Genomic DNA, 26,105 nt, shown 5'->3' with positions numbered 1-26,105 from the left:
TTCCCGAAGCGGCGCCGAATCGCAAAGCCGAAGTGCCGCAGCAGGAATCGCTTTGCCAGATCGTGCCAACCGATCCAGGCCGTGCAACGCCACAGGCGCCTCACAGCGCCCTCTAGTCAGCGCCACGACGCCCGAGCGGGCAAAATGGTGCAGGAGACCACAGACGCGACGGTGCACCCCACACCGCGCGTCCCGCACCGCGATCGGACCTGGAGCGTATTTGTGCGACGACACGGCGTTTCACCTGGTCTGAGCACTGAAGCACAGCCAGTAACCGATTAGCATGTGCCACAACACCACCACGGCTCACAAGGCCGCGACACCACCGCAGATCGGACCAGCCATGCCCGAGTTCGCACCAGTGCGATTGCCGCACTACGACGGAAGAGCCGCGAGAGCCCACTCGCTCCTCGCCGACGTGGCCGCCTGGAGCGGCTCCGAACCCATACGGGAACTCCTCAGGCACTTCGGCGGCGCACTCCCCGGCACCGGCACCGCAGAAGACCTCGCCTACCTCGACTCCTTCTCCGCCGTCCACTGGGACTTCCGCGCCGGCCGCGAACGGCACGAGACCGCACCCGAACCACTAGGCCCCGAACAGGAACGCGTCGTCGCCGACGCCGCGCTGGCCCTCGGCCTCGGCGCGGAGGTCAAGCCGCGGCTGGAGCACTACACGCACGTGCTGGTGCTCGGCGGCCTGGTGTCCTCATGCGTCTTCCGCACCCGGTTCGCGGCCGAACTACTCGCGGGCGGAATCGGAGCCGACCACGTGACCGGCGTCGGCGGGTTCCGGCCCCTGGGCGGGCCCGACCTGGAGTCGGCCGCGCTCACCGGGCTCGACGGGGGCGAGTTCGAGGTGGACGCGATCGAGGCGAGCCTCAAGCGCGCCTTCGCCATCGCGGGCGACCCCGAGGTCAGCGAAGGCGGCGACCCGCACCGGGCTCCAGGCAGGGCCTGGAAGGTCGCGACCTACGAGACCGGACCGGTCACCGTCCGCGCCGTGGCCGCGCCGTCCTCGCAGCCGGACCTGCGCCGCGCCGACACCGTGGACACGTGCCGGTTCTGGGCCGACGAAGTGGTCGACCTCGCGCCCGGCGACAGCGTCCTGGTGGTGACCTCCGCGCCCTACACCGCGTTCCAGCACTGCGACGCGATCGCCCACATGGGACTCCCCTACGGGTGCGCGATCGACACGGTCGGCGTCGACCCGGCGACCCTCCCCGAACCGCACTTCCGCAAGCGCCACACCGCGAGCGGGTACCTCCAGGAGATCCGCTCGGCGATCAGGTCCATGCGCAGGCTCTACCAGGCCGCCTACAACGCGATCCAGTCCCCCACGCGGACGGTCGAATCGGCGGCCTTGCCGCGCTAGTGGCGTTCGAGCTTCTCGCGGACGTTGCGGGCCGTCTCGTCCGCGCCGAGTTCGGCGTACCGCTCTGACGCGCCTCGCCAGGCCTCCCGGGCTCCAGCGGTTTCGCCGTGCGCGGCCCGCGCGTCGCCGAGGTGGGTGAGCGTGTCCGCCTCGAGCCACCGGTGGCCGAGCTCCGAGGCCATGGCCAGGGACCGGTTGAAGCATTCGAGGGCGAGGTCGAGGCGGCCCTGGCGGTGGCGGATCACGCCGATGGTGTCCAAGGTCCCGGCCATGGCGACCTTGGCGTCGAACCGGGTCTGGATCTCCATGGCCCGCTCGGCGTGGTCGAGCGCCTCGTCGAGCCGCCCGATCTGGGTCAGGTTCCAAGCCAGGACGCTCAGGGCCCGGCTCTCGTTGCGCTCGTTGCCCGAACGACGCGAGACCTCCAGCGCAAGCCGCCCGTGCCCGATCGCCCCCTCGGTGTCATCGAGGCGGTCGAGCAGGTGGGTCATACCGAGGTGGAGGCGGGCCAGGAGCAGGTCCCCTTGCGACTCGTCCCAGAGTTCGAGCGCCAGCTCCAGCTGCTCGCGGGCCTGCTCGGACTCGCCGAGGTGGCCCAGCAGGACCGAGAGGGTGCGCCGGGCGTGCAGCTGCGCGGCCACGTCGCCGTCGCGCTGCGCCGCTTCGAGAACGGTGCGCTGGGTCGCGAGGCCTTCGTGCCAGTCGCCTTGGCGGAACACGTGCTCCTTGAACGCCCAGGCGAGCTTCCAGGACAGGGACCCGCGGCCGGTCGCGGCGGCGCGGTCGATCACCGCGGGCAGGGTCCGGCGCTCGGCGCCGAACCAGTGCAGGGCTTCGGAGAGGTCGCCGATCGGCTCCAGCACGACTCCGGGCAGGGGTGCTTCGACGGTGAAGAAGTCCCGGTCGCCTTCGGTCATGGCGTACGCGGTGTCGCAGTTCTGGAGGTAGTGGTCGAACATCCGGTCGGCGGCGGCCTCGCGCTCATCCGGTGCGTCGGAGCGCGACAGCTCGACCGAGTACGCGCGCAGCAGGTCGTGGAACCCGAACCTCCCGGGCTCCACTTCGGACAACAGATGTTCGCGCAGCAGGTCGAACAGCGCGCGCCGGGCCCGCTCGACCGGGACGGCGAGCAGGCTGGCCGCCGCCGGGGCGGTGATCTCAGGGCCCGGATGCAGACCGAGGAACCGGAACAGACGCGCCGCGACCGGGTCGAGGCCCCGGTAGGACGTGTGGAAGACCGCCCGCAGGTCCGTCGCGGCGTCGTCGCCGCAGAACGCGTCGAGCCGCCCCTCCTCGAACTTCAGCTCGTCGGCGATCGTCCCGAGCGAGAACTGCGGGTGCACCACCGCCATCGCGCCCATGATCGCCAGCGCCAGCGGCAGTCGCGCGCACCGGTCGATGATACGAACGGTCGCTTCGGGTTCGGCGGCGATCCGCTCCCGGCCGATGCGGGCCGCCAGGAGCGAGCGCGCCTCCTCGACGGTGAGCTCGGGGACCGAGAATGCTTGTGCCCCTTGCACTGCGATCAGCCCGAAGAGCGGATTGCGGCTGGTCACGAGTGTGACGTTGCCGGTTCCGCCGGGTACGAGCGGGCGCGCGTGCGCAGCGTCGGCGGCGTTGTCGAGGATCACCAGGGCCCGCTTGCCGGACATGATGCTGCGGTAGAGCGCGAATCTCGCCTGGGGGTCGGCGGGGATGCGCTGGTGCGGCACCCCGAGCGCGCCGAGCAGCACTCGGACGGCCTCTTCGGGGGCCAGTGCGGCGCCTTCGACTTCGAAGCCGCGCAGGTTGACGAAGAGCTGGCCGTCGGGGAACCGGTCCGCGACGCCATGTCCCCAGTGGACGGCGAGGGTGGTCTTGCCGACCCCGCCGGTGCCGGTGATCGCCCCGATCCGCGTCCCTTCGGCGGCGAGCAGCGCGTCCAGGGAGGCGAGTTCGCCGCAGCGGCCGGTGAACGTGGGGATGCCCGGAGGCAGCAGCGCGGGTGCGTCCGTGGATGTCGATGGCGCGGGAGGTGCGGGCTTGTCGCGGAGGATCGCGGTGTGGAGGTCCCGCAGGCGTTCGCCGGGGTCGATGCCGAGTTCCTCGGCCAGGCGCGTCCGCAGTTCGGCATAGAGCCCGAGGGCTTCGGGGGTGCGTCCGGTGCGGTGGAGGGCGAGCATGAGCAGTTCGGTGAAGCGTTGGCGCAGCGGGTGTTCGGCGGCGAGCTGGCGCAGTTCGGCGCTGGGGTCGCGTCCGAGTTCGAGTTCGTCGGCGAATCGCGCTTCGAGCAGCGCGAGCCGGTACTCCTCGAGCCTGCGGGCGGCGGCCTCGATCATGCGGCCTTCGAGCCCGGCGAACGGGGAGCCGCGCCATTCGTCGAGCGCGGCCCGGAGCGCGGCGGCGGCGCCGACGCGGTCCCCTGCGGCGCGGAGCTTGTCGGCTTCGGCGGCTTTGTCCTTGCAGCGCAGCAGGTCGAGCTCGGATCGGTCGACGCGGAGCCGGTAGCCGTGGCCGACGGTCTCCAGTCGCGAGCCGCCAGGCCCGAGCTGGCGGCGCAGGCCCGCGACCACGTTCTGCACCTGCTGGCGCGCCGACTCGGGCGGCACGCCGTCCCACAGCCCGGCGGTGATGCGGTCGACCGGGACGACCCGGTTGGCCTCGTCGAGGAGGATCGCCAGGAGCTTCGGGTGATGGCGGCCGCGCACGGGAACGCGGCCGCCATCGCCGACGACTTCGAGCGCGCCGAGCAGACGGAACTCCATGTGCCTCCTCACCGGACCGGATACTCATGAAAGCACGGCAAAGGGACCGGTGGGGTACGCGGTGTTCGGGTTGAGGAGGCGGTGGGTCAGGCGCTCATGCGGTCGATGTAGGGGGTCATCTTCTGGGCAGCGGTCTCAGTGGCGAAGATGAGGACCATGAGTGCGCTGAAGGCCCGTGCGACGTGCAGGGCGACCTGGATGATCTCCAGAATGATCCGAATGAACATGGGGATCGACTCGAGGAGGAGCTCGGGCCATTTCGGGACGCCGCTGATAAGGAACTCCATCACGAGGCCGACGACGTCGGAGACACGGCTCATGAGGTAGCCCTGGACCTTCTCGAACACCGAGGCGCAGAATTCGAGCGCGGTCGCCACGCTGGTCGACAGTTGGGCCGCGACCAGGAGGATGTCATTGCCTTCACCGATCCGGACTACCGCGGCCTCCGACGCGTCGTCATGCCATGCGGCGTCAAGCTTCCGCGCGGCCGCGGTGAGACCGGTCGCCTGCTCCGCGAGTTCGTTGGAGAGTGCGTCCCACATGCTGGCCGAGGTCTTGATGCGCTCGGGGTTCCCAGTGAGGATGCCGACGAGATCCTGGACCGGCTGGACGTATTGCATCAGGAAGTTCATACCGAACGTGGCCAGGTTCCCCACCAGGGCGCCGATGAGGCCCCCTGGATCCTTGCCCGCGTTCGAGATGGCATAGGCGAACTCGCCGGCCTCGATCAGCCCGACCGCAAAGGAGAGCGCCGAGTCCACCGCGTCGAACAGCTCATCGAAGGTGAGTTCGCCTTCGAAGAGCGATTCGGCCGCCGCTTTGCCCATGTCGAAGAAGTCAAATCCCTGGACGACCTGCTTTACGCCGATGACGTTCTTGCCGGCGTTCAGGGCCGCTTCACGACCGTCGTTGTAGATCGAGCCCTCGTCGTTGACTCCGAAATCCGACTGGCGCGGCGCGTCGTCGAAGTGCGTGCTGCTGTCACCCATCGGCGTCGTTCATCCCCATCTCGGCGCTGTTGAGCTCGTCGAACGAGCGCTTGACCCCGTCGTCGCTCTCCGAGATCGACTTGGCGGAGTCCTCGATGCGCTGGGCAAGGCCGCTGAACGCGTCAGGGAGGCGGCCCAGGATGCCGTGGATGCGGTCCGCCGACATTGAGTAGATCTGGCCGAACGGCAGACCGACTCCGCCCCACATGGTCATATCGGGATCGGCTTCGACCGAATAGGCGGCGGCGCTCTCGGTGAAGTCCGCTACCTCTCTGACACTTCTGGACACCGAGACGATCTGATCGACCTCCGCGAACCTCTGATCTGACAACGTGATGCCCCTTCCATACAGGTGAAAGGAGTGTCAGTCGGCGCGCTACGAGTTCGGTACGAGTCGGCCATGAGCCACCGTGAATACCTAGAGTTCGATATATATCTATGCACTCGAAGAGAAACGGCCGACCCCGCGCGCCAGCTGGCGGGGTCGGCCGGTGGGGCCGGGCGTCCGTGCGATCGCCCGGCCGTTCACTCAGCGGAGTTAGACCAGGAACCTCGTGTACGCCGGGAGGGTCAGGAACGTCGGGTAGTCCTCCCCCAAGGCGCATTCGGTGAACACCGAGAGCGCGTCCTCGAAGCGGTCGCCCTCGAAGCGCTCCATGCGCGCGTACTCGTCGCGCAGCAGCGCCTCGACCCATTCGCGGGTCACGGTGCGCCCGTCGGCGGTCTTGGAGCCGGACTTGATCCACTGCCAGATCTGCGAGCGCGAGATCTCGGCGGTCGCGGCGTCCTCCATGAGGTTGTTGATCGCCGCGGCCCCGTTGCCGCGCAGCCACGATTCGAGGTAGCGGACCCCGACTTCGAGGTTCTTGCGGATGCCGGTCTCGGTGATGTCGCCAAGGGTGGCGGCGACGTTCAGGAGCGCGGCCGCGTCGGGGACGACGTCCTCGCGCTGCTTGTCGATCTGGTTGGGCACCCCGCCGAGCGTCTCGTCGAACACGGCCATCGCGACCGGCACCAGGTCGGGGTGGGCGACCCAGGAGCCGTCGAAGCCGTCGTCGGCCTCGCGGGTCTTGTCGGCGCGGACCTTCTCCAGCGCGGCGGCGTTGGCCTCGGGGTCGCGGCGGTTGGGGATGAACGCGGCCATGCCGCCGATCGCCGAGGCGCTGCGCCGGTGGCAGGTGCGCACCAACAGCTCGGTGTAGGCCCGCATGAACGGCGCGGTCATGGTGACCTGGTCGCGGTCGGGCAGCACGAAGCGCGGGCCCCGCTCGCGGAAGTTCTTGATCACCGAGAAGATGTAGTCCCAGCGCCCGGCGTTGAGCCCCGAGGAGTGGTGGCGCAGTTCGTAGAGGATCTCCTCCATCTCGAACGCGGCGGTGATCGTCTCGATGAGCACGGTGGCCCTGATGGTCCCCTGCGGTATGCCGAGGAGGTCCTGGGCCATCACGAACACGTCGTTCCACAGTCGCGCTTCGAGGTGCGATTCGAGCTTGGGCAGGTAGAAGTAGGGGCCGCGGCCCAGTTCCAGCAGCCGGTGCGCGTTGTGGAAGAAGTAGAGGCCGAAGTCCACGAGGGACCCGGCCACGGGCAGGCCGTCGACCCTCAGGTGCAGCTCGGCGAGGTGCCAGCCGCGCGGTCGCACGATGATCGTGGGCAGGTCGGTGAGGGTCTCGCCGGTGAGGCGGTACGACTTGCCCTGCTCGGAGGTGAAGTCGATGCGCCGCTCGATCGCGTCGCGGAGGTTCAGCTGCGCGTCGACCACGTTGTGCCAGTTGGGGGTGGAGGAATCCTCCAGGTCGGCCATCCAGCACTTCGCACCCGAGTTGAGCGCGTTGATCGTCATCTTCCGGTCGCACGGGCCGGTGATCTCGACGCGGCGGTCCTCCAGGCCCGGGGCGAGGGTGGCGACGCTCCAGGAGAAGTCCTCCCTCACGTCGCGGGTCTCGGGCAGGAAGCCGGGATCGGCGCCGTTGGCGATCTTGGCGCGGCGGGCCTGGCGGCGCTGGAGCAGCTCCTGGCGCCGGGGCGCGAACGCGCGGTGGAGGGCGGCGACGAACGCCAGCGCCTCGGGGGTCAGGACCTCGTCCTCGCGCTCGACGGCGGGGCCCTTGACGGTGACGCCGGGGTCGGACTCGCCGGCGAACCGGGTGCCGGCCGCGAACCCGGTGCGGGAATCGGAAGTGGTGACCACGTGGTTCTCCTCTGTGGCTCGGGCGGGGCCCGCGCGGGGCCCCGCCACTTCGGACTGGGCTGCTGGTGCCCGGGCTGTCTAGTGGAATTGTCCCGCTTCGGTGGAGCCCGCGAGGGCGAGCGTCTCGCTTTGCGGGTTGAGGGCGGCGGTGACGCGGTCGAAGTAGCCGGTGCCGACCTCCCTCTGGTGCTTGGTGGCGGTGTACCCGCGGTCCTCGGCGTCGAACTCGCGTTCCTGGAGGTCCACGTAGGCGGTCATGCCGTCGCGGGCGTAGCCGTGGGCGAGGTCGAACATGGAGTAGTTGAGCGCGTGGAACCCGGCGAGGGTGATGAACTGGAACGTGAAGCCCATGCTGCCCAGTTCGCGCTGGAACTTCGCGATCGTGTCGTCGTCGAGGTGGCGGCGCCAGTTGAACGACGGCGAGCAGTTGTAGGCGAGCATCTGGTCGGGGTGCTCGGCCTTGACCGCTTCGGCGAAGGTGCGGGCGGCCTCCAGGTCGGGCGTGCCGGTCTCCATCCACAGGAGGTCGGCGTAGGGCGCGTAGGCGTTGGCGCGGGCGATGCACGACTCGATGCCGTTGCGCACCCGGTAGTAGCCCTCGGGCGTGCGGTCGCCGGTGATGAACGGGCGGTCCCGCTCGTCCACGTCGGAGGTCAGGAGGGTCGCGGCCTCGGCGTCGGTGCGGGCGATGATGAGGGTGGGGACGTTCTCGACGTCGGCGGCCAGGCGCGCGGCGTTGAGGGTCCGCAGGTGCTGCGAGGTGGGGATGAGGACCTTGCCGCCGAGGTGGCCGCACTTCTTCTCGGAGGCGAGCTGGTCCTCCCAGTGCACGGCGGCCGCGCCGGCGCCGATCATGGCCTTCATGAGTTCGAAGGCGTTGAGCGGGCCGCCGAAGCCGGCTTCGGCGTCGGCCACGATCGGGACGAGCCAGTCGTCGACGCTGTGGGCGCCTTCGGAGGACTCGATCTGGTCGGCGCGGAGCAGCGCGTTGTTGATGCGGCGCACGACCTGCGGGACCGAGTTGGCCGGGTAGAGCGACTGGTCGGGGTAGGTCTGCGCGGCGAGGTTGGCGTCGGCGGCGACCTGCCAGCCGGAGAGGTAGATGGCCTTGAGGCCGGCCTTGACCTGCTCGACGGCCTGGCCGCCGGTCATCGCGCCGAGCGCGTGGGTGTAGCCGCCGGTGGCCGCGTCCTCGGTGAGCCGGGTCCAGAGGTTCTCGGCGCCGCGACGGGCCAGCGTGTGCTCTTCGGTGACGCGGCCGCGAAGGCCCGCGACGGCGTCGGCGGTGTAGTCGCGGGTGATGTGGGCCCAGCGCGGGTCGGAGGCCCATTCGTGGGCGATCCGTTCGGCGGCGAGGCTGGTGTCGCGGGTGTTGTCGGACATCGTCGGCTCCGTGTCGTCGGGACCGCAGCGCGGTCATTACTTGCAGGTAACAGCAATCTTTCATCGCTTCGGGGCGTCTGGAAGCCGTTTGGAGTGGAAAGAACGACGTTTCTTCGCGATACTGGGGTTATGACGAACCTGCCGCAGTCCGCTGAAGACCGCTCCCGCGAGGGCGCCGGACCGGTCCGCCAGGTGGCCCGCGGGGCCGCCGCGGAGGGCCCGCACCGCCCGTGGGGCGCGGCCGAGGCCGCCGAACTGGCCTCCGACGAGCTCGCGGTGGACCTGATCAGCCTCGGCAAGCAGATCCGGCACCTGCGCAAACAGCGGGACATGAGCCTGGACGACCTGGGCGCGGCCGTGGGCTCGGCCGCCTCGCAGCTCTCGCTGATCGAGAACGGGAAGAAGGAGCCGAAGCTGTCGATGCTGCGCGCTCTCGCGCGGGCGCTCGGGGTTTCTTCCGACGAGCTCTTGGGGGCCGAGCCGCCGAACCGGCGCGTGGCGCTGGAGATCGAGTTGGAGCGGGCGCAGCGCTCGGCGCAGTACCGGTCGCTGGGGCTGCCGTCCGTCAAGCCCTCAGGGCGCATCCCGACCGAGATCCTGGAGGCGCTCGTGGGTCTGCACCGGGAGGTGGACCGGCAGGTCAACCTGCACGCGGCCACCCCCGAGGAGGCGCGGCGGGCCAACACCGAGCTGCGGCGGCGCATGCGGGACAAGGACAACTACTTCGGCGACATCGAGGCCGAGGCCCGCACGCTGCTGGGCCACGTGGACTACTCGGGCGGGCCGCTCTCGCAGCACCAGATCGCCGACCTGGCCGCCCACCTGCGGTTCACGCTGCACCACGTGGACGACCTGCCGCACTCCACCCGCTCGGTCACCGACCTCAAGCACCGCCGGATCTACCTCACCCAGGTCGGCACCGGCTCCCACGACCCGCGCACGGTGCTGCTCCAGGCGCTCGCGAGCCACGTGCTCCAGCACGAGGTGCCGCGGACGTACCTGGAGTTCCTGGGCCAGCGGGTGGCCACGAACTACCTGGCCGCGGCCCTCTTGATACCCGAGTCGAGCGCGGTGGCGTTCCTGCGGCAGGCCATGTCGGGCAAGGAGATCGCGGTCGAGGACCTGCGGGACAACTTCGCGGTGTCCTACGAGGCCGCCGCGCACCGGTTCACCAACCTCGCCACGCACCACCTGGGGATCAGGACGCATTTCCAGAAGGTCCACAAGTCCGGGATCATCTTCAAGGCCTACGAGAACGACGACGTGGCCTTCCCGGCCGACCCGACCGGCGCGATCGAAGGACAGTCGATCTGCCGATTCTGGACGAGCCGTCAGGTCTTCGACGTGCCCGACAAGTTCAACGCGTTCAACCAGTACACCGACACCGCCACGGGCACCTACTTCTGCACCGCCCGAACCGAACGCAGCGCGGACGGGCTGTTCTCGCTGTCGATCGGGGTGCCGTACGAGTCGGCGAAGTGGTTCCGCGGCAAGGAGACCAAGGCCCGCTCGGTCTCGCGCTGCCCCGACCCGGACTGCTGCCGCAACCCCCCGCGCGAGCTCTCCAGGGCCTGGGCGGGCCAGGTCTGGCCCACCGCGAGGGCCGCGAGCTCGCAGCTCTCGGCGATGCCGCTGGGCTCGTTCCCGGGCGTGGACGAGACCGAGGTCTACCAGTTCCTCGAACGCCACTCGAAGCGTTGACGATGACACCGACGTTCGTGCTGATCCACGGCTCCAACGCCAACTCGTTCACCTGGGCCCCAATGCAACGCGAACTCGCGCTCCTGGGACATCGCTCGCTCGCGGTCGACCTGCCCGGGCACGGGTTCGACGCCTCCGTCCCGGCCTCGTACCAGACCCGGGACGAGGCCGAACTGGCGCACGCGCCGTCCTCGCTCGACGGCGTGGGACTCGGGGCGAACGTGGACCACCTGGTCGCGACTTTGCGCCGCGTCAAGGAGCACGGCCCGGTGATCGCGGTGGCGCACAGCCGCGGCGGGATGACGCTCACGGCCGCGGCGAACCGGTTCCCCGAGCTGTTTGACAGGATCGTGTACCTCTCGGCCTGGTGCTGCGTCGAACGCACGCCGCGCGAATACGTGGCCCTGCCCGAGAACGCGGGCGGCGCACTCGACGCGGCCTTCGGTGCGGCCGTGGGGAACCCGGCCGAGCTCGGCGCGAGCCGCATGAACTGGCGGACCGGCGACCCGGCACTGCTCGCGGCACTGAAGCACGCGCTGCTGGCCGACGGCACCGACGCCGAGCTCAGGGTCTTCCTGGGAACCTTGACCCCCGACGAGTCGCTCGACTCGGGGAGCCCCGCCGACCGCGCGGACCCCGCGACCTGGGGCCGCCTGCCGCGCACCTACATCCGGCTCACCGAGGACCTCTCGATCCCGATCGCACTCCAGGACCTGTTCATCGCCGAGGCCGACGCGCTCACCCCGGAGAACCCGTTCGACGTGCGCACCTTGGCGACAAGCCACTTGGGCCCGCTCGTGCGCCCCGAGGGGACGGCGGCGATCCTCGCGGGGCTCGCCTAGGCGTCGATCGTGATCAGTTCCCAGCTCGCCGAAGAGTTCGGCGGGTCGGGGACCAGGAGCATCCACGGTTTGACGGCGAGGTCGTGGCGGATCAGATAGCCGCCTTCGGCTTCGGGGCCGAAGAACTCCGCGGCCGAGCGGACCTCCCGCTCGCCGTGGCGGTTGCGCACCTTCCGCGCGGCCGCGTCGTCCGACCTCAGATAAGCGAACCAGTCGCGGAACGCCCGCCGAATCCGCGCGGCAGTGGCCGGGTCCAATCGCGCGTCCACGCCGATCACGGCCTTGGACCAGCCATTGCTGCCGAGGACCTTGAACCCGGCCGGGAACACCTCGGCCACCACGCCGCGATCGGTTGCGGCCGCATGCAGTTCGCGCACCTCCCGCGGATGGTCGCGCCGCTCCTTCCGGTAGGCCAGCGGCGCGCTCGCGAGGAACCAGACCGCGGCGACGAGCACCGCGGCCCAGTGCCAGCGCACCCCGAACATGATCGCGGCGACGACGCCGCGGTCCGATTCGGTCGGCTCGGGTGCGAAGGCGAAGCTGAGCACCGCCCACACCAGGAACACCGTCCCGATGACGCCCAACGTGATCGCGCTGGACTTCGCGGTCTCGGGCGGGGCGGCGAGGCGTTCGAAGTCCTCGAACGCGGTGAGGTCGGGCGGGACGGGGCGCGGCGGGGGCTCGCCGGGGTCGGCGGCGGCCCAGATCGCCTCGGGGTCGCCGGGCCAGGGCTGGGGAGGGCGCATCGGTTCATTATGCGCCGCCGACTCCAACGGTCAGGCCTCGTCGTCAAGGGCCTCAAGGGTGTCGGCGAGGTGTTCGAGCGCCTCCAGGGTCGCCGCGGCCCGTTCGTCGCCGAGGGCGTCGCAGAGGCGGTCGGCGAACGCCGCGTGTGCGGGGTTGATGCGCCGCACCGCTGCGAGGCCTTCCGGGGTCGGCGCGACGAGTTTGGCGCGGCGGTGGGCGGGGTTGGGGCGGTACTCGACCATGCCCTTGTCGGCCAGGAGGTCGGCGATGCGCTGGACGCTCTGGCGGGTGATGCCCATGCTGCGGGCGATGCCCGAGACCGGCAGCGGCTCCTCCAGGACCGCGCCGAGGACCTGCCAGTGCGCGGCGGTGAGACCGGCGGGCCTGGCGAGGGCCTCGGCGACGTCGAGGAAACGGCCGTTGAGGCGGAAGGCGGTGAGCGCCATGCCGGACAAGAGGGCCTGCCGCTCGCTCACGCGTCCGTGCCCGCGAGCTCGTAGTACCCGGCGGGGTCGCCGAGGCCGTAGAGCTTGTGCCAGGACGCGAGCACGTCGGGCGCGTACAGGTCGAGTTCGGTGAAGATCGCGCGGGCGAAGTCGACCGGGGCGATGCCGGTGGCGGTGATGAGGCCGCGGTCGGTGACGGCCGGGGCGTCTCGGTAGAGGTCGGTTCCCTTGGAGCCGAACGCTTCCACGAACTCGGGGGCGTTGCTGGTGTGGTGGCGGTCGTCGAGGAGCCCTTCGGCGGCGAGGCCGCCGGTGGCGCCGCAGATCGCGGCGACCGGCACGCCCGCGTCGAGGAAGACGCGGGCCTTCGCCGCGAAGGCCGCGTTGTCCCCGGTGAGCCAGGTGCCGGCCCCCGGGAGGATCAGCATCGCGCTGTCTGAGGGTTCGAGGTCGGCCAGCGCGAGGTCGGGGGTGATGCGCAGTCCGCCTGCGGTGGTGACCGGTTCGAGGGTGGCGCCGACGGTGCGGGTCCGGTAGCGGCCGGGTTCGATCTGCCACTGGGGGTCGTTGATGTGGGCGGTGGCGTGCCCGATCTCCCAGTCGGCGAGCGTGTCGTAGACGGCCACGTGAACGGTGCTGGTCATGTCGTCCTCCATCGTTGTTATGACAGCAGACTACCATGTTGACAACATGCTGTCAAACAAGCGATCAACCGATCGGTTGATCGCCCGAATCAGCCGACCGCTCCGCCCCTCGGGCGATGGCCCGAGCGCGATTCGGCGGCATCGTTGGGGGCACGCAGAAAGGAGACCGGCATGGCGGTCATCGAAGTCAAGGACCTGGTCAAGCAGTACGGGTCGCATCGCGCCGTGGACGGTGTCTCGTTCACGGTGGAGGAAGGCGAGATCTTCGGCATCCTCGGCCCCAACGGCGCGGGCAAGACCACCACGGTCGAGTGCGTCGAGGGCCTGCGCAAGCCCGACTCCGGGTCGGTCTCGGTGCTCGGCCTCGACCCGCGGCGCGACGGGCGCGAGCTCAAGCAGGTCCTCGGGGCGCAGCTCCAGGAGAGCAGCCTCCCCGACCACATGAGGGTCGAAGAGGCTCTGAACCTCTACGCCTCGTTCTACCGCGACCCGGCCGACCCCGCGCACCTGATCCGGATGCTCGGCCTCGAAGAGAAGCGCAAGGCCCCCTTCGCGAAGCTCTCGGGCGGGCAGCGCCAGCGCCTCTCGATCGCGTTGGCGCTCATCGGGAACCCGCGCGTGGCGGTCCTGGACGAGCTGACCACCGGGCTCGACCCGCAGGCCCGCCGCGACACGTGGGACCTCGTCGAGGAGGTCCGCGCCTCCGGCGTCACGATCGTGCTGGTCACGCACTTCATGGACGAGGCCGAGCGGCTCTGCGACCGGCTCGCGGTGATCGACTCGGGCAAGGTCGCCGCGATCGACACCCCGGCCGGGCTCGCGGCCCGCGCGGGCGAGGAGCAGCGAGTGCGGTTCAAGCCTTCGCGGCCGCTCGACGACGCGCTGCTGCTCGCGCTCCCAGAGGTGGCGGCCGTGGACCGCTCGGGCGGGCAGGTCATCGTCTCGGGCCGCGGGAACCTCCTCTCGGCCGTGGCCTCGCTGCTCGCGGTCAACCACATCGTGGCCGCCGACCTGCGCGTGGAGCAGGCGACCCTCGACGACGCGTTCGTGGCCCTCACCGGCCGATCCCTCGACCACCCTTAAGGAGCACCCCATGTCCTCATTCGCACACCTCACCAAGATCGAGATCCGCCTGCTGTTCCGCGACCCGCTCGCGGTCGTCCTGAGCCTCATCCTGCCCACGGCGATCCTGCTCGGCCTCGGATCGGTCCCGCTGCTGCGGGAACGCAACGACGAGCTCGGCGGCATCCGGTTCATCGACTACTACGCCCCGTCGGTGCTGGTCATGTCGGTGGCGGTGATGGGCCTGGCGATCATGCCGGGCGTCATCGCGACCTACCGCGAGCGCGGCATGCTGCGGCGCATGCGCACCACCCCGATCCCGCCGGGCGCGCTGCTCGGCGCGCAGCTGCTCGTCGGCCTCGGCACCGCGCTCATCGCGGCCCTGCTCGTGGTGGTCGCCGGCCGCCTCGTCATCGGGGTGCCACTGCCCCAGCACCCGGTCGGATTCGCGGTCGCGTTCGTCCTCGGCATCGCCGCGGTGTTCTCGCTCGGGCTGGTCGTGGCCGCACTCGCCCCGAACGCCCGTGTGGCGCAGACGTTCTCGACGATCCTGTTCATGTCGGTGATGTTCTTCGGCGGTGTGTACGTCCCGCTGTCGATGCTCCCGGACTCGATCGCCCGCATCGCGAACTACATCCCGCCGGGCGTCGGGGTGCTGCTGGACGCCTGGACCGGCACGGCGCCGCCGGTCCTCCCGTTGGTCATAATGGGAGCCGTCACCCTGGGCCTCGGACTGGTCTCGGCCAGGGTCTTCAAGTGGGAGTAAGGGCATGGCGATGATGCCGCGAATGGCGGAGGAATTCGGCGAGGACGAGTCGCGGCTCGACCGCGCGTACGGCAGGGTCCTGGGGATCCTGCCGTACGGCACGTTGGCGGTGGGCTGGGCGCTGAGCCTCGCGGTCTCGGACCGTTCGACCTCGTACCAGGTGACCACGGCGGGGATCGTGATCGCCACGGCCGCATGGGTGTTCCTGGCGTTCACCAGGATCGGACCGGACCGCGAGAACGCCCCGGTGCGCCTGACGGTGTACCTGTTCGTGATGCTCGCCCTGGGCGCGGTCCTGGTGAGCCGGGACCTCCTGTTCTTCGTGTTCGTCATCACCGCGTTCTTCCACGCGGGGTTGCTGCGGCCGTTCGCGCTCACCGCCGCCGCGATCACCGGCGCGTCCTTCGTGGTCAACATGGGGATGCTCGAAGGCGGCACGCAGCTCATCGTGGTGTTCTGCGTGGTCGTGGTGGTGCAGTCGGCCGCGATCATCGGCGCGTTCCTCATCGGGGACAAGATCACCCAGCTCACGGCCGAACGCCAGGAGGCGCTCCAGGCCCGCGAGGAGGCGCTCGAAGAGAACGCGGGCCTGCACATGCAACTGCTGACCCAGGCCCGCGAGGCCGGTGTCCTGGACGAGCGCCAGCGCCTGGCCCGGGACATCCACGACACCGTCGCGCAGGGTCTGGCGGGGATCATCGCGCAGCTCCACGCCGCGGACGAGGCCGACGGGGACGACCGCCGCCGCCATCTCGACAGCGCGGCCGAACTGGCCCGGTCGAGTCTGGACGAGGCCCGGCGCACCGTGCAGGCCATCGGGCCCTCCACATTGGAGACCGCGCAGCTGCCCGAGGCGCTCGCCGAGGAGGCCGCGAAGTGGTCGGCGGCGAACGGGGTCGACGCGGCGGTCACGACCACCGGGGACGCCCGGCCGATGCACCCGGAGGTCGAGGTGACGCTGCTGCGCACCGCGCAGGAGGCGCTCACCAACGTGCGCAAGCACGCCGAGGCCGGGCGCGTGGGTCTCACGCTCTCGTACATGGACGACGAGGTGGCGCTCGACGTGAGGGACGACGGCCGCGGGTTCGACCCGGACCGGGTCACCTCCAGCGCGCGCCACGGTTTCGGGCTCGCGGCGATGCGGCAGCGGGTGGGGCGCCTCGCCGGGAGCGTCACGATCGAGTCGGAGCCGGGCGGGGGCACCGTGGTGTCCGCGAACGTCCCCGCGATTCCGCTGGCGGCGGCCGATGTCCGCTGAAGCCTTGTCCCCCAACGGTATTCGACTGCTCATCGTGGACGACCACCCGATCGTCCGGGACGGTCTGCGCAGCGTGTTCGGGCACGGCGACGGCATCGAGGTCGTGGGCGACGCCCCTGACGGCCGGGCCGCGGTCGAGCGGGCGACCGCGCTGGAACCGGACGTGGTGCTCATGGACCTGCGGATGCCCGGCGGGGACGGCGTGACCGCGATCCGCGAACTGGCCGCGCGTGGTTCGGCCGCGAAGGTCCTGGTGCTGACCACGTACGACACCGACGCGGACGTGCTGCCCGCGATCGAGGCGGGCGCGAGCGGATACCTGCTCAAGGACGCCTCGCCCGAGGAGCTGCGCCGCGCGATCCGCACCGCGCACGAGGGCGGCACCGTGCTCGCCCCGGCGGTGGCGTCGCTGCTCATGGACCGGGTTCGCAAGCCCGCGGCCGCGCCGGGACCGTTGAGCGACCGCGAGCTGGAGGTGCTCGCGCTCGTCGCGAAGGGCCGCGGCAACCGCGAGGCGGCCAAGGAGCTGTTCATCTCGGAGGCCACGATCAAGACCCACCTGCTGCACGTGTACGCGAAGCTCGGCGTCAACGACCGAGCCGCGGCCGTCGCGGCGGCCTACGAGCGGGGCCTGCTCAGTCCCAAGGGGCGGTGAGGCGGCATGCGCCGCTTAGTTGTCCTCGAGGTAGGCGAGGACGGCGAGGACGCGGCGGTTGTCGTCCTCGGACTGGCCGAGGCCGAGCTTGCGGAACACGTTCGCCGAGTGCTTGCCCACGGCCTTCTCGGTCACGAACAGGGCCGAGGCGATCGCGGCGTTGGTGCGTCCTTCGGCCATGAGCCCCAGCACCTCCTTCTCGCGGGGCGTGAGCGATTCGAGCCGGTTCTGCTGGCGGCCCAGGAGGCTCGCGACCACTTCGGGGTCCATCGCGGTGCCTCCGGCGGCGACGCGGCGCAGCGCCTCGATGAACTCGGTGACGTTCGAGACGCGGTCCTTGAGGAGGTAGCCGACCCCGCCGCGGCGGTCGCCGAGGAGCTCGCGCGCGTACAGCTGCTCGACGTACTGGGAGAGCACCAGGATCGGCAGGGCCGGGATGTGGCGGCGGGCCTCGATCGCGGCCCGCAGGCCCTCGTCCTTGAACGTGGGCGGGAGCCGGATGTCGACCACGGCCACGTCGGGCCGGTGCTTGAGCAACGCGGCGGCCAGCGAGGGCCCGTTGTCGACCGCTTCGACCACGGTGCAGTCGTGCGCTTCGAGCATGCGGGTCAGGCCGTCGCGCAGCAGCGAGTGGTCTTCGGCGAGGACGACGTCCATGTGGTGCTCCCGTTCTCAGGCCGCGTCGGCGGTCGGCGCGACCCTGGACGCATTATCGGGCTCGCGCCGCCCGGTCGCCACGGCGGGGAGGGTCATGAGGACCCGGGTGGGTCCGCCTTCGGGGCTCTCGACGGTGAGGGTCCCGTCGAACGCGGCCAGGCGGCTCCGAACGCCGTCCAGGCCCCCGCCGGGGCACACGGCGGCGCCGCCGCGGCCGTCGTCGCGGACCTCGATCTCGACCTGGCCGTGTTCGTGGTGGACGATGACCTGCACCTGCGTGGCCTCGGCGTGCTTGGTGATGTTGGTGAGGACCTCGTTGGTCGCGAAGTACGCGGCCGCTTCGAGCGGCGCGGGCAGCTTGTCGTGGAGCCGGTCGACGACCGAGACCGGCAGCGGGTGGTCCAGGGCCATCGCCTGGAGCGCCCCGGTGAACCCGCGGTCGGCCAGGACCGGCGGGTGGATGCCGCGCACGAGCTGGCGGATCTCTTCGAGCACGTCGGAGCAGGTCTGGCGGGCCTCGGTCACGAGCGGCGCGGCCTTGTCGGGCTTGCCGTGGTCGAGCAGTTCCTCGGCCATGCCGAGGGTGAGACTCAGCGCGGCGATGCGGGCCTGCGCGCCGTCGTGGAGGTCGCGTTCGATGCGCCGCAGCTCGGCGGCCGCGTGGTCGGCCGTGGCGTCGCGGGACTGCCGCAGCTCCGAGACGCGGGCGGTGAGGACCGCGTTCGAGGTCGGGCCGAGCAGGAGGACCCCGAGGTGGGAGTACCAGCGCAGGAACAGTTCGCCCCAGCGCCACCAGGCCGCGCCGCAGGCCAGCGCGAGCGGGACCAGCATGAGGGTCTTGGCGGGGGTGTCGAAGTCGTAGAAGCCGAAGTCGTTGACGACGGGGATCGGCGCGGACTGGAAGACCGTGACCAAGAGCAGCGGCTGTACGAGGTAGTAGACGGCGACGCCGAAGACGCAGAGGTAGATGAGGTTGACGAGGAACCCGAGGGTCGCGTCGATGGCGAGCCAGGCCACGTCGCGCCAGGTCGCGGCCTCGCGGATGAGCCAGAGGGCCTGCTGGTCGATGCGGGCCTTGGGGCGTTCGCGGTAGGGGCAGGGGATGTCGACGCCGAGCTGCTCGCCGATGATGCGCCGCTGCGAGTTGGCCCAGACGCGGATGGCGAGGAACACGCCGACGGCGACGGGGATGCCGATCCAGAACACGACGAGGGCGCCGGTGACGATCGCGGCGGCTAGGAGTACGGCGGCGACGACGGTGAGGCTGAAGCGCAGGACCGACCAGCCTGGGAGGGCCAGTCGGCGCGTGATGGGATTCGCCGGCATTGACATGGTGCGGCAAGCGTACCCGCAGGAGGGGCCCCGACCTGCGGCGCGACCGTCCACGGTCGGGTGTGGCTAGGCTGGGCCGCGTCGTTCGAGGCGGGAGAGTGCGGGCATGGGGTCGTGGGCGCTGGTCACGGGTGCTTCTTCGGGCATCGGCGCGGCCTTCGCGGAGCGGTTGGCGAAGCGGGGCATGGACTTGGTGCTCGTCGCGCGCAGCGAGGCGCGGCTGGACGAGGTGGCGGCGCGGCTGCGGGAGCGGCACGGGGCGCGCGTGATCGTGGTGGCGGCCGACCTGGCCGAACCGGGCGCGGCCGAACGGGTCGGCGCGGCGGTGGAATCGGCCGGGGCCGAGGTCGAGGTGCTGGTGAACAACGCGGGGATAGGGACGTTCGGCCGGGACGTGGAGATGGACCCCGAGTACAGCCGCGACGTGGCGATGGTGAACGTGGTCGCGGTCGCGGGCCTGGTGTCGCGGTTCCTGCCGGCGATGGTGGCGCGGGGTTCGGGTTCGGTGGTGAACGTGGCGTCGATGGCGGGATTCCAGGCGCAGCCGTACATGGCGCTGTACGCGGCCACGAAGGCGTTCGTGGTGAACTACAGCCTGGGCCTGTGGGTGGAGACGCGCGGCACGGGCGTCAAGGTCCTGGCGGTGTGCCCGGGGCCGGTGGACACGGGCTTCCCGATCGCGAACGGCATCCGCTACGACCGCAAACGCCTGGGCTGGCTCCTGGCCGACCCGGACGCGATAGTGCGCCAGTCCCTCCGGGCCCTGGACCGCGACAGGGGTTACGTGGTCCCGGACTGGCGAAACGCTCCGGAAGCACACCTGATGCCGAGACGCCCCCGCAAGCTCATGGCGAGGTTGATAGGAGTGGTGCTGAGAAGGTTCGCGGACTACCAGAAGCGGTGAGCGCAGGCCCGGCCGGGCAATCGCACCCCGACTCCGCGGAAACGCCCGCCCGTCCCGCGCCGCTCGGCCTCAACCGCCGCACGCCTCGCGAGCCGCTCGCCAAGCCCGCGGCACCGCCCGATCCCTTCGGTCCTCGCGTCGCCGGTTTGCGAGCCGCCCACCGAACCCGCCCCGTCGTTACCTGAGCGCCTGATCGTACGTTTTCAAGGTCGAGGCGGCCACGGCCTCCCAGGCGTGGCCCGCGCAGGCTCGGGAGCGGGCGGCGAGCCCTGCTCGCAGTCGCAGGTCGTCGTCTTCGAGGAAGGGCCGGACCGCGGCGGCGAACGCCGCCGGGTCGTGGCTTCGCACCAGTGCGCCGGTGACGCCGTCTTCGACGATGTCGCCCAAGGCTCCGACCGCCGTGCCGACGACCGGGACCCCGCAGGCCATCGCTTCCAGCGCGACCATCCCCAGCGGCTCGTACCAAGCCGTGCAGACCGCGACCTCCGAGGCCCGGTAGAGCGCGGGCATCGCGTCGTGCGCCACCGCGCCGGGCAGGATCAGCCGGTCGGCCACTCCGCATTCCTGCGCGACCCAGCGGAGCCGGGCCGGTTCCGGATCGCCCGAGCGTTCAGCGGGTCCGCCCGCGATCACGAGTTCGGTAGCGGGCAGGTACCGCAGCGAAGCCACGGCCAGGTCGAAGCCTTTGCGGCGCAGGAGCTTCCCGGCGGCTACGAGCCGCGAGCGGCCGTTGCGTCCGCCTACGACTCCGGCACCGACTGTCCCGACCGGGCAGAACCGGTCGAGGTCGACGCCGCCGGGGACCACCGCGACCTTTTCGCCCGGGACACCTGCGGCGATGAGTTCGGCGGCCTCGTCTTCGCAGGTCGCGATGACCGCCTCGGATCGAGTGCCGATCTCGCGTTCGACGCCGGGGCGTTCGCGCGGGCTCGGGTCGGCCGCGCCGAGGTGGCGGCCCTGGACCGCGCCGAGTCCGTGGAACGTCTGGACCACCGGCAGCTCGAACGGCAGCGCCACCCGGAGCGCAGCGAGGCCGGAGAGCCAGTGGTGGGCGTGGACCACGTCGGGCCGCTCGACGCCCCAGGACTCCCCCAGACGCTCGGCGAAGCGGGTCGCGTACGGCAGGAGGTCGTCGCGCGGCATGGGCTCGGCCGGGCCCGCGTCGACGTGGACGACCGCGTAGCCGTCCGCAGTGTCCACGGCCGCTTCCACGTCGGGCCGGTCACGTCTGGTGTAGACGGTGACCTCGCAGCCGTGGCGGACGAGCGCGGAGGCCAGGTTCGCCACGTGGACGCTCTGGCTTCCGGCGCCCGCGCCGACGTCGGCCAGGGGGCTGGCGTGCACGGACACCATTGCGATCCTCATGGCGTTCAAGTACCCCGAGGGGCGCGCACTCAACCGCGAAAGCGAGGACAGATCACATGAGACGATCGAGGGCGGCGGGCGTTCGCGCACCGCCCCTTGAGGTCTCAGGTCTAGGAGGTCACGCGGGCGATCGAGAGCCCGTCGTAGCCCTTGACGCCCACGGTCTGCACCACGGTGCCTTCGAGGCGCGGGTTGGCGGCGACCTTCTCCAGATAGGACCGCACGCCCTGCACGTTCGGGTCGCGGCTGAGCCCGTCGGCCACGGCCCCGCCGCGCACCACGTTGTCGGCCACGATGAGACTGCCGGGCCGGGTCAGTTCGAGCGCCCGGTCGAGGTAGTTCGGGTAGCCGCCCTTGTCGGCGTCGATGAAGACCATGTCGAACGGCTCGGTCCCTTCGGCCACGAGCTTGGGGAGGGTCTCCCCCGCGGCGCCGACCCGGATCTCCACGGTGCCGACCAGGCCCGCGCGCGCGATGTTGCCACTGGCGACCTCGGCGTGCCGGGGGCTGTACTCAAGACTGATCAGATGCCCGTCGGCGGGCAGGGCCCGCGCCATCCAGATCGCGCTGTACCCGCCGAGGGTGCCGATCTCCAGGATGCGGCGCGCGCCGAGGGTCTTGGCGAGCAGGTAGAGCAGCTTGCCCTGGGCGGCGGACACGGAGATGGGCGGCAGGCCGGCCCGCCCGGCCGCGGCGGTCGCCTCGGTGAGGGCCTCGTCTTCGCCGACGATCAGCGATGATAGGAACGCGTCGACTTCGGTCCATTGCGCCTGGCCCATTGTTCGCCCCTTCCGAGGAGTCAGAGAACTACGGGTGAAACGCTATCACCGCCTCGGCGCGGGCCTCACTGCGATAATTCCGGACCGCTCCGAGAAGGCCGGAATGTCCATTGCGGGGTGCCGCCGGAGCATCGGGGAATAGTACCGCTAAAGAGTGAAGCCTGTTGTTGTAATTACGACATCGACGGAAGATCGATGGTGGCCTTTTGTAGGTTTTTGCCCCTGAATCAGCTGAACGCGCCGTCCTCGGTCTTGCCGATCGTCGTACGGTGCAACGGCTTGAATGATAGACCTGAATCACGACTTGTTCGAGGTCGCGAAACCGGTTCTCCGGTGCGGCGGCGAACTGGAATGACGACCGGCTTCGGGGGGAGCCGGTCGCACCACTGGGGGGGTAACGCTATGAGCATGGCACGATCGGCGACTGTCGATATCGGCACCACCATGCGGCTCGTCGCGCCCGATTTCGCGACGGTGAGTGTGCGCGCGAGTCTGCGCTACGACCCGGATGATCCCTACGCGGTCTGCGTCATGTTCCACCCTGACGGGTCGGACGCCGATCAGGTCGCGTGGTCGTTCTCGCGCGAACTGCTCGCCAAGGGCCTGGAGGAGCCCACCGGCATCGGCGACGTGCGCGTGTGGCCGTGGACGACCCCGCGCGGCGAGTCGGTGGCGCTGGCGCTCTCCTCGCCCGACGGGAACGCCCTGTTCGAGATCAACCGCGGCGTGGTGCAGCGGTTCCTCCGCCGGGCCTACAGCCTGGTGCCGCGCGGCCGCGAATCGGGCTATGTGGACATGGACACGACCCTCACCAAACTCCTGGCCGGGGGCGTGTAAACGCCGGACCTGCCATACCAGTGAGCCGAAGAGCGGACCGGATCCCCGGTCCGCTCTTCGCGTTGTCTCACCGTTCGAGCAGGGCCGCGGTCTGGCGGGCGATCTCGCCTTCCTCGTTGGTCGGGATCACCATGACGGTGATCGGCGAGTCGGGCGTGGAGATGACCGGCCCCCCGGCGGCGTTCGCGGCCTCGTCGAGCTGCACCCCGAGCGCCGTCAGCGACCCGACGGCCCCCGCGCGCACTTCAGCGCTGTTCTCGCCGATCCCGGCGGTGAACGCGATCGCGTCGGCGCCGCCGAGCGCGGCGATGTACGAGCCGATGTACTTGCGGATGCGGTAGCAGTAGATCTCCAGCGCGACCTGCGCGGCGCGGTCCCCCGAGGCGGCGGCGGCCTCGATCGCGCGGTTGTCGATGTGCCCGGTGAGCGCGAGCATCCCCGAGCGCTTGTTCAGCGCGTCGTCGAGGTCGGCGAAGCTCGCGCCGGTCCGGCGGTGCATGTGGAACACGATCGCCGGGTCCAGGTCGCCCGAGCGCGTGCCCATGACGAGCCCTTCGAGCGGGGTCAGGCCCATCGAGGTGTCGATCGAGCGGCCCCGCTCGACCGCGGTGACCGACGCGCCGTTGCCCAGGTGCGCCACGATCACGTTGACGGCCTTGGGGCTCTTGCCGAGCAGCTCGGCGGCCTTGCGGGACACATAGGCGTGCGAGGTCCCGTGGAAGCCGTAGCGCCGCACCCCGTGCTCCTCGCGCCACTCGCTGGGCACCGCGTACAGGTGGGCCCGTTCGGGGACCGTGGCGTGGAAGGCCGTGTCGAACACGGCGACCTGCGGCAGGCGCGGGAAGAGCTTGCGGGCGACCCGGATGCCTTCGAGGTTGGCCGGGTTGTGCAGCGGCGCGAGCGAGGACAGCGCCTCGACGGCCTGCTCGACCTCGTCGTCGACGATCACCGGCTGCACGAACCGCTCGCCGCCGTGGACCACGCGGTGGGCCACGGCGATGAGCCCGGCCTCGGCCAGAGGCGTCCCGGCCTCCTCGAACGCGGCGACCATCGCTTCGAGCCCGGCCGCGTGGTCGGCGAAGCGCCCGGTGCGCTCCAGGCGCTCGCCGTCGCTCTTGTGGGTCAGGACCGACTCGTCCTGGCCGATGCGCTCGATGAGCCCCGTGGTGGCGGCCTCCAGCGTCTCCCCGTCGACCAGCTGGTACTTGATCGACGAGGAACCGGAGTTGATCACCAGGACCGGTGCGCTCATTGAGCATCCCCTTCTCGGCGCGGCGGCGCGCACTCGTTCAGTCGGTCTGACTCGCCTGGATCGCGGTCAGCGCGACGGTGTTGACGATGTCCGGCACCGTGGCGCCCCTGGAGAGGTCGTTCACGGGCTTGCGGAGGCCTTGGAGCACCGGGCCGACCGCGATCGCCCCGGCCGAGCGCTGCACGGCCTTGTACAGGTTGTTGCCGGTGTTCAGGTCGGGGACGATGAACACGGTCGCCTTCCCGGCCACTTGCGACTGGGGCAGTTTCGTGCCCGCGACACCGGCGTCGGCGGCGGCGTCGTACTGGATGGGACCCTCCACCGGGAGCCCGGGCCGCCTCGACCTGACGATCTCGGTGGCCTCCCGGACCTTGTCGACGGCTTCGCCGCTGCCGGAGGTGCCGGTGGAGTAGGAGAGCATCGCCACGCGCGGTTCCACGCCGAACTCGATGGCGGTGTCAGCAGAGGATAGCGCGATGTCGGCGAGCTGCCCGGCATCGGGGTTGGGGTTGACGGCGCAGTCGCCGTAGACGAGCACACGGTCTTCGAGGCACATGAAGAACACCGAGGAGACCACCCCGACTTCGGGTTTGGTCTTGATGATCTCGAACGAGGGCCGGATGGTGTGGGCGGTGGTGTGCACCGCGCCGGAGACCATCCCGTCGGCCATGCCCGTGTGGACCATCATGGTGCCGAAATAGGACACGTCGGCGACCGTGTCGTAGGCGGCCTCGACCGTGACGCCCTTGTGGGCGCGCAGGTTCGCGTACTCCTTCGCGAAGCGCTCGCGGATCTCGTGGTCGCCGGGGTTGAGGACGGCGGCCGAGCCGAGGTCGACGCCCAGTTGCGCGGCCTGCGAGCGGATCTCGGACTCCTCGCCCAGGAGCGTCAGGCGCGCGACCCCGCGGCGCAGGAGGATGTCGGCGGCCTTGAGGATGCGCGGCTCGGCCCCTTCGGGCAGCACGATGTGCTTGTCGAGGGCCTTGGCGCGCCCGAGCATCGAGTGCTCGAACATGATCGGCGTGACCACCGAGGGCTTGGCCAGCGCGAGCCGGTCGAGCAGGTCGTCCCCGTCGACGCCGGCCGCGAAGCCTTCGAGGGTGCGCGAGATCTTGCGCTGGCCCCCGGCGGCGAGCGAGCCGGAGACGTCGCCGACGAGGTTGGCCATGTCGAACGTGTCGTGCGGGACCAGCGCGATCGGGAGGCGGGAGTCGAGCCCGGCCACGATGTCGAGGATCTGCGGCTGGGGCCGGATGCCGCCGGTGAGGAACACGGCCGAGAGGCTGGGGGTGCCTTCGGCGAGGTGGGCGGCGAGGAGGCCGAGGAGGACCTCGGAGCGGTCGCCGGGGAGGATCACGGCCTTGTCGTCGGCGAGGCGCGTGAGGAGGTTGGGGAGGGTCATCGCGGCGACCACGACGTCGCCGACGGTGCGGGTGAAGACCTCGGGGTCGCCCGAGACGAGCGTCCCGTCGGCGGCCTCGATGAGTTCGCCCACAGTGGGCGCTTCGATCGCGGGATCCTCGGCGATGACGCCGGTCCCGGGGTGGGCGGCCTTGACGGTGGCCACGTCGGCGGGGGCGACGCGGTTGACCACGGCGGCGAGGACGGTCGCGTGGTCGGCCTCGGCCTGGGTGGTGCCGAAGCGGAGCGCGGCGGCGATGTCGTCGGGGCTCTTGCGGTGCCCGGTGATGACCAGGAGCATCGGCGCGGCGAGGTTGACGGCGATGCGGGTGTTGTAGGTGAACTCGACCGAGGCGCCCACATCGGAGTAGTCGGAGCCGACCACGAGCACGACCTCGTGCCCGTCGGCCAGCGCGTGGTAGCGCTCGACGATCTGGGTGAGGGCCGCGTCGGCGTCGGCGCGCACGTCGGAGTAGGTGACGCCGACGGAGTCCTCATAGGGCGCGGTGAGGCGGTACCGGTCGCGCAGGAGGGTGATGACGGGGTCGCCGCCGGTCGCGGGGGTGAGCCCGGCGGGGTCGGCGGGGGCCGGATGCGCGTGTTCGTCGCGGACGATGGGGCGGAAGACGGCCACGGACGCGGAGCGCCGGGTGAGCAGGTCCATGACGCCGACTGCTACGGCGGACTTGCCGCTGCCGGGGTCCAGACTGGCGAGATACAGACTTTGAGCCACGCCTCCAACGCTATCCACCCCACGCACGCCCCGCAGGAGATATGC

23 protein-coding genes are annotated in these 26,105 nt (G+C 70.7%); 9 read left to right on the top strand and 14 right to left on the bottom strand.

Annotated elements, in window-relative coordinates; translation table 11 throughout:
* Nucleotides 1-343 precede the first annotated feature (343 nt).
* On the top strand, nt 344-1,372 hold the full coding sequence (locus AB0B28_RS00220; RefSeq protein WP_360113906.1) for a hypothetical protein: 1,029 nt from the start codon (nt 344-346) through the stop codon (nt 1,370-1,372).
* Here the strand turns inward: AB0B28_RS00220 and AB0B28_RS00215 are convergent.
* The 5 genes from AB0B28_RS00215 to aceA form a co-directional block, all read right to left on the bottom strand.
* Entirely contained in the window at nt 1,369-4,116 is a 2,748-nt protein-coding gene (locus AB0B28_RS00215; RefSeq protein WP_360113903.1) for a BTAD domain-containing putative transcriptional regulator, read from the bottom strand. The two genes, AB0B28_RS00220 and AB0B28_RS00215, sit on opposite strands and share 4 nt — an antisense overlap.
* A gap of 86 nt (nt 4,117-4,202) precedes the next feature.
* On the bottom strand, nt 4,203-5,105 hold the full coding sequence (locus AB0B28_RS00210; protein ID WP_360113900.1) for a hypothetical protein: 903 nt from the start codon (nt 5,103-5,105) through the stop codon (nt 4,203-4,205).
* Nucleotides 5,098-5,436 (bottom strand): hypothetical protein, encoded by a 339-nt coding sequence (locus AB0B28_RS00205; protein ID WP_360113897.1) that lies wholly within the window; start codon nt 5,434-5,436, stop codon nt 5,098-5,100. The genes AB0B28_RS00210 and AB0B28_RS00205 overlap by 8 nt, the downstream gene beginning before the upstream one ends.
* Nucleotides 5,437-5,643: 207 nt before the next feature.
* On the bottom strand, nt 5,644-7,296 hold the full coding sequence (aceB, locus tag AB0B28_RS00200) for a malate synthase A (protein ID WP_360113894.1): 1,653 nt from the start codon (nt 7,294-7,296) through the stop codon (nt 5,644-5,646).
* A gap of 78 nt (nt 7,297-7,374) precedes the next feature.
* Nucleotides 7,375-8,679 carry an isocitrate lyase gene (aceA, locus tag AB0B28_RS00195; RefSeq protein WP_360113891.1) on the bottom strand — a complete coding sequence of 435 codons (1,305 nt, stop codon included), beginning with the start codon at nt 8,677-8,679 and terminating at the stop codon, nt 7,375-7,377.
* A gap of 129 nt (nt 8,680-8,808) precedes the next feature.
* Between aceA and AB0B28_RS00190 the strand changes: the two genes are divergently transcribed.
* Entirely contained in the window at nt 8,809-10,380 is a 1,572-nt protein-coding gene (locus AB0B28_RS00190; protein ID WP_360113889.1) for a helix-turn-helix domain-containing protein, read from the top strand.
* A gap of 2 nt (nt 10,381-10,382) precedes the next feature.
* Nucleotides 10,383-11,222 carry an alpha/beta fold hydrolase gene (locus tag AB0B28_RS00185; protein WP_360114821.1) on the top strand — a complete coding sequence of 280 codons (840 nt, stop codon included), beginning with the start codon at nt 10,383-10,385 and terminating at the stop codon, nt 11,220-11,222.
* On the opposite strand, the gene AB0B28_RS00180 is transcribed toward AB0B28_RS00185, so the two are convergent.
* Genes AB0B28_RS00180 through AB0B28_RS00170 form a run of 3 tightly spaced genes read right to left on the bottom strand, consistent with a single transcriptional unit; the run spans nt 11,219 to nt 13,059 of the window.
* Nucleotides 11,219-11,968, bottom strand: a complete 750-nt coding sequence (locus tag AB0B28_RS00180) for a hypothetical protein (RefSeq protein ID WP_360113886.1) — start codon at nt 11,966-11,968, stop codon at nt 11,219-11,221. The two genes, AB0B28_RS00185 and AB0B28_RS00180, sit on opposite strands and share 4 nt — an antisense overlap.
* Before the next feature lie 30 nt (nt 11,969-11,998).
* Nucleotides 11,999-12,415: a MarR family transcriptional regulator gene (locus tag AB0B28_RS00175; protein ID WP_360114818.1), complete on the bottom strand. Its 417-nt coding sequence runs from the start codon at nt 12,413-12,415 to the stop codon at nt 11,999-12,001.
* A 26-nt stretch (nt 12,416-12,441) separates the two neighbouring features.
* On the bottom strand, nt 12,442-13,059 hold the full coding sequence (locus AB0B28_RS00170) for a DJ-1/PfpI family protein (protein WP_360113883.1): 618 nt from the start codon (nt 13,057-13,059) through the stop codon (nt 12,442-12,444).
* A gap of 171 nt (nt 13,060-13,230) precedes the next feature.
* On the opposite strand from AB0B28_RS00170, the gene AB0B28_RS00165 reads away from it, so the two are divergent.
* From AB0B28_RS00165 to AB0B28_RS00150, 4 genes are read left to right on the top strand one after another with little or no spacing between them, the layout of a single operon-like run.
* A complete protein-coding gene (locus AB0B28_RS00165) occupies nt 13,231-14,142 on the top strand; it encodes an ABC transporter ATP-binding protein (protein WP_360113880.1) in 912 nt (303 codons plus the stop codon).
* A gap of 10 nt (nt 14,143-14,152) precedes the next feature.
* Nucleotides 14,153-14,887 carry an ABC transporter permease gene (locus tag AB0B28_RS00160; protein WP_360113877.1) on the top strand — a complete coding sequence of 245 codons (735 nt, stop codon included), beginning with the start codon at nt 14,153-14,155 and terminating at the stop codon, nt 14,885-14,887.
* A gap of 22 nt (nt 14,888-14,909) precedes the next feature.
* Nucleotides 14,910-16,145, top strand: coding sequence for a sensor histidine kinase (locus tag AB0B28_RS00155; RefSeq protein WP_360113874.1), 1,236 nt, complete (start codon nt 14,910-14,912; stop codon nt 16,143-16,145).
* Nucleotides 16,135-16,800 carry a response regulator transcription factor gene (locus tag AB0B28_RS00150; protein WP_360113871.1) on the top strand — a complete coding sequence of 222 codons (666 nt, stop codon included), beginning with the start codon at nt 16,135-16,137 and terminating at the stop codon, nt 16,798-16,800. Before AB0B28_RS00155 ends, AB0B28_RS00150 begins: the two co-directional genes overlap by 11 nt.
* Before the next feature lie 15 nt (nt 16,801-16,815).
* Here the strand turns inward: AB0B28_RS00150 and AB0B28_RS00145 are convergent, their stop codons facing one another.
* Together AB0B28_RS00145 and AB0B28_RS00140 are read right to left on the bottom strand one after the other, a co-directional pair.
* Entirely contained in the window at nt 16,816-17,457 is a 642-nt protein-coding gene (locus AB0B28_RS00145; RefSeq protein WP_360113868.1) for a response regulator transcription factor, read from the bottom strand.
* A 15-nt stretch (nt 17,458-17,472) separates the two neighbouring features.
* Complete coding sequence (locus AB0B28_RS00140) at nt 17,473-18,789, bottom strand: sensor domain-containing protein (protein ID WP_360113865.1); 1,317 nt, start codon at nt 18,787-18,789, stop codon at nt 17,473-17,475.
* Nucleotides 18,790-18,895: 106 nt separating this feature from the next.
* Between AB0B28_RS00140 and AB0B28_RS00135 the strand changes: the two genes are divergently transcribed.
* Nucleotides 18,896-19,693, top strand: a complete 798-nt coding sequence (locus AB0B28_RS00135; RefSeq protein ID WP_360113862.1) for an SDR family oxidoreductase — start codon at nt 18,896-18,898, stop codon at nt 19,691-19,693.
* A gap of 177 nt (nt 19,694-19,870) precedes the next feature.
* On the opposite strand, the gene AB0B28_RS00130 is transcribed toward AB0B28_RS00135, so the two are convergent.
* The gene (locus AB0B28_RS00130) at nt 19,871-21,058 is read right to left on the bottom strand and encodes a glycosyltransferase (RefSeq protein WP_360113859.1); all 1,188 of its coding nucleotides are present in this window, start codon (nt 21,056-21,058) and stop codon (nt 19,871-19,873) included.
* Between the two features lie 110 nt (nt 21,059-21,168).
* Nucleotides 21,169-21,837: an O-methyltransferase gene (locus AB0B28_RS00125; protein WP_360113856.1), complete on the bottom strand. Its 669-nt coding sequence runs from the start codon at nt 21,835-21,837 to the stop codon at nt 21,169-21,171.
* 402 nt (nt 21,838-22,239) lie between these two features.
* On the opposite strand from AB0B28_RS00125, the gene AB0B28_RS00120 reads away from it, so the two are divergent.
* On the top strand, nt 22,240-22,674 hold the full coding sequence (locus AB0B28_RS00120; protein WP_091028717.1) for an SsgA family sporulation/cell division regulator: 435 nt from the start codon (nt 22,240-22,242) through the stop codon (nt 22,672-22,674).
* A 67-nt stretch (nt 22,675-22,741) separates the two neighbouring features.
* Here the strand turns inward: AB0B28_RS00120 and AB0B28_RS00115 are convergent, their stop codons facing one another.
* Nucleotides 22,742-23,926, bottom strand: coding sequence for an acetate kinase (locus AB0B28_RS00115; RefSeq protein ID WP_360113852.1), 1,185 nt, complete (start codon nt 23,924-23,926; stop codon nt 22,742-22,744).
* 37 nt (nt 23,927-23,963) lie between these two features.
* Nucleotides 23,964-26,060 (bottom strand): phosphate acetyltransferase, encoded by a 2,097-nt coding sequence (gene pta / locus AB0B28_RS00110; protein ID WP_360113849.1) that lies wholly within the window; start codon nt 26,058-26,060, stop codon nt 23,964-23,966.
* Between the last annotated feature and the right edge of the window lie 45 nt (nt 26,061-26,105).

Source organism: Glycomyces sp. NPDC046736 (genome assembly GCF_040645615.1).
Classification (GTDB): domain Bacteria; phylum Actinomycetota; class Actinomycetes; order Mycobacteriales; family Micromonosporaceae; genus Glycomyces.
The sequence above is the reverse complement of the archived record's forward strand: the minus strand, read 5'-3'. Positions and strand labels throughout refer to the sequence as shown.